The organism is Gammaproteobacteria bacterium, from assembly GCA_028817255.1.
GTDB lineage: Bacteria > Pseudomonadota > Gammaproteobacteria > Porifericomitales > Porifericomitaceae > Porifericomes > Porifericomes azotivorans.
Window position 1 is genome coordinate 1 of record JAPPQA010000129.1, and the last position, 2599, is coordinate 2599.

At 61.2% G+C, this 2599-nt stretch carries 3 protein-coding genes; all 3 read right to left on the reverse strand.

Annotated features, from left to right (window positions below):
• A partial coding sequence (locus tag OXU43_05710; protein MDD9824648.1) for a hypothetical protein occupies positions 1-226 on the reverse strand: 226 nt, incomplete at its 3' end.
• A gap of 17 nt (positions 227-243) precedes the next feature.
• Complete coding sequence (locus OXU43_05715) at positions 244-2121, reverse strand: nickel-dependent hydrogenase large subunit (protein ID MDD9824649.1); 1878 nt, start codon at positions 2119-2121, stop codon at positions 244-246.
• A gap of 19 nt (positions 2122-2140) precedes the next feature.
• A complete protein-coding gene (locus tag OXU43_05720) occupies positions 2141-2434 on the reverse strand; it encodes a hypothetical protein (protein ID MDD9824650.1) in 294 nt (97 codons plus the stop codon).
• Positions 2435-2599: the final 165 nt, after the last annotated feature.

The window sequence follows — 2599 nt, forward strand, 5'->3', positions numbered from 1 at the left end:
CGCGATCGACGGCGGCCGCCAGTACCACGCGATCCGCCGGATTCCGGGCCGCCTGAGAGTCCTGCACGATCGCGATCGGCCCCCAGTTCATCTCTTTGACTTCGACCTCGCAGCCGGGCCATGGCAAGTCTTGCAGACCCTCCTTCAGTTCCGGGCCAATAGGCAGCCCCCGCACAAATGGGTAATAGCCGACCAGGCCAATGACGATGCACGGCAGACGCCGCACGCCGTTGCCCGCCCGCATTAACTCACCCCGCAGGCGCAGGTCGTGACCTCGCGGGTAACGACTCGATCCGTATTTTCCAGCATCACGTGGGTAGTGCAGGGCATGCAGGGATCGAAGCTGCGCAGGGCGCGCAGGATATCAATCCCCTTGAACTGCTTTTCGTCCTGAAAATTCGACTCGATGATCGGAGTATTCAGCACCGCCCGCTCATAGGCGCCCGGCTCGCCCCAGGGGGTCCGCGGACACGCATTGATGGTGGAAGGGGTGCAGATCTGGTAATTCTCCAGCACGCCGTTATTGATTACGCACCAGTGCGCGAGAAACCCGCGGCCGGCGCCCCAAAAGCCGACGCCGATATGCCGGCCCCGCCGCGGAATCTTAAACTGCGTGGCCACCCGGGTTTCCCCTCGTTTGAGCAAATCCTGGGCCCGCACCCAGTTCTCCATGGTCACCATCATGTTGAAGGCCACCGCGTAGGCGCGTGCCCGGTTGCGCTCGAAGGCATTCCAGATCTCGGGAACCTTCCACTCCAGACGCATTTCCGGAAGCCGGTCCCCCGGCACATGTAACACCAGGCTCTTGCCGGTAGATTGAACATAGCGGCTGGCAGGCAGCTTCCGGGCCAGCGCAGAGACATACAACCGGGCATAAGCGCCCGCCTCGAACGTATGCCGGTCCCAGGTCGGCGTCGTTGACCAGCTGTAGCGTTCCTTCCAATTCTGCTGGCCAGGCCGGGGAATCGTGGTCTTGTTCCATGGATGATTGGGACTGATGGGACTGCCCAGGGGGTCGGTCTTGAAAGGGCAGTCCTCCCATTGCTCGTAATAGGAATGTTCGATGAACTCCTCCATACCGACATTGAGATCCGTCAGGCGCGTGGTCACCAGCTTGCCGCCGATAATCGCGCCCGGCGTGGACCAGCGCTTTTCCCCCCATGCGTTGCAGTTTTCATAGCTTGCGTCGTAGTAGTCCTCATGATCCCACTGGCCCAGATCCACGATGTTGACAGGCAGCTCGCCCAGTTTCCGGTACAGGGGATTGGCCTGGTACATAAAGTCGTAGATGTCGTCCCAAATGCCTATGCATTTCTTGCTGTAGTCGAAAAACGCCTTCAGCTTCAGATAGAACTCGCTCAAGGTGGTAGTCGTCACGGTGGTGGTCACTCCGCCCGGGATCACGGTCTCCGGATGCGGGTACTTGCCGCCGATCAGCACATAGGCCTCGCGGGCGACCCGCGTCATTTCAAGGGCCTCCAAGTACAGCTTGCCTGTCAACGGGTTCAGATCCGTCATGATCGCGCCGATGGTCCGGTAGCCGTGCATATCGCCATACCGGGTCTTCGCATTCTTGGCCTTTTCCCAGATTTCCGGGTTGGTATCCCGGATCAGCATCTCGGAAAAATCAGGCCCCGCGAGGATAAACAGGTGCAGCGGATTATCGTAGAGATATTCGCAGCTCAGCATCAGGTTGCGGATCACGATTCCCAAGGGCGGCGGTTTGATGCCGAGCGCCATCTCAAGCGACAGTGCCGACGTGGTGGCGTGCACGCCGCCGCAGACGCCGCAGGCCCGCGAACTGATAAAGGCCGCATCCCGGGGATCGCGGCCGCGCAAAATCACCTCGTAACCGCGAAACAAGGTGGCCATTGCGGCCGTGTCCACCACCTTGCGCTCCTGCAAGTTCACGGTGCTGTGAAAAGCCAGCGCCCCTGCCACGCGAGTGACCGGATCGAAATCCACGTCTTGAATCTGGCCGTTCTTGCGCGCGATGTCGCGCAACACCTGCTCGCGTTCCGCGACGGTCTGCGTCTCATAAGAATAAGGATCTCGCACCCCGCTCTTAAGATGCGCCCTTCCCTGCTCGTCGAATTCAATAGGTAGATTCTGAAAACACATCTTGGAATTCCTCCAGTCGTTACGAAGCGTCGGAAGCGCCGAATCCAGACCCCGCGACGCGAACGATGGCGGCAAGATTGCCGTCAACGTCCGCCAGCCCGTTCAGCAGGGAAGACAAGCCGCCGTTAATGGCCTGCATGTGTTCGGCCAGGGGTTCGGTATGATCTCGCACCTGGATCAGGGCGGCGGCCAACTGCTTCAGGTTTTGCAACGCCCCCCATAGCGCGAGGATGATGCCCACAAGATACGCCACCAGAACCAGAACGATGGCGGCAACGACGGCCAGCGTCAGATAAACCAGCAACTGCGTCACGATGCGCCTCCGCCGGCGGCGCGGGCAGCCAGCAAGCCGGCGATGCCGCCGCTGCGCTCTCGCAGGCTGTGCGCCTTCCCGACCATGTCGCCCGCTACATCAATGGTTTCGTTCAGCGCCGCGATGGCGGCGGGGTTCCCGGCGACCCCCCCTCCGCCCCCCGCC

What these genes read in the sequence shown, in the direction of transcription:
- OXU43_05715 (MDD9824649.1), bottom strand. Translation starts at nt 2,121, where the DNA reads ATGTGTTTTCAGAATCTACCTATTGAATTCGACGAGCAGGGAAGGGCG.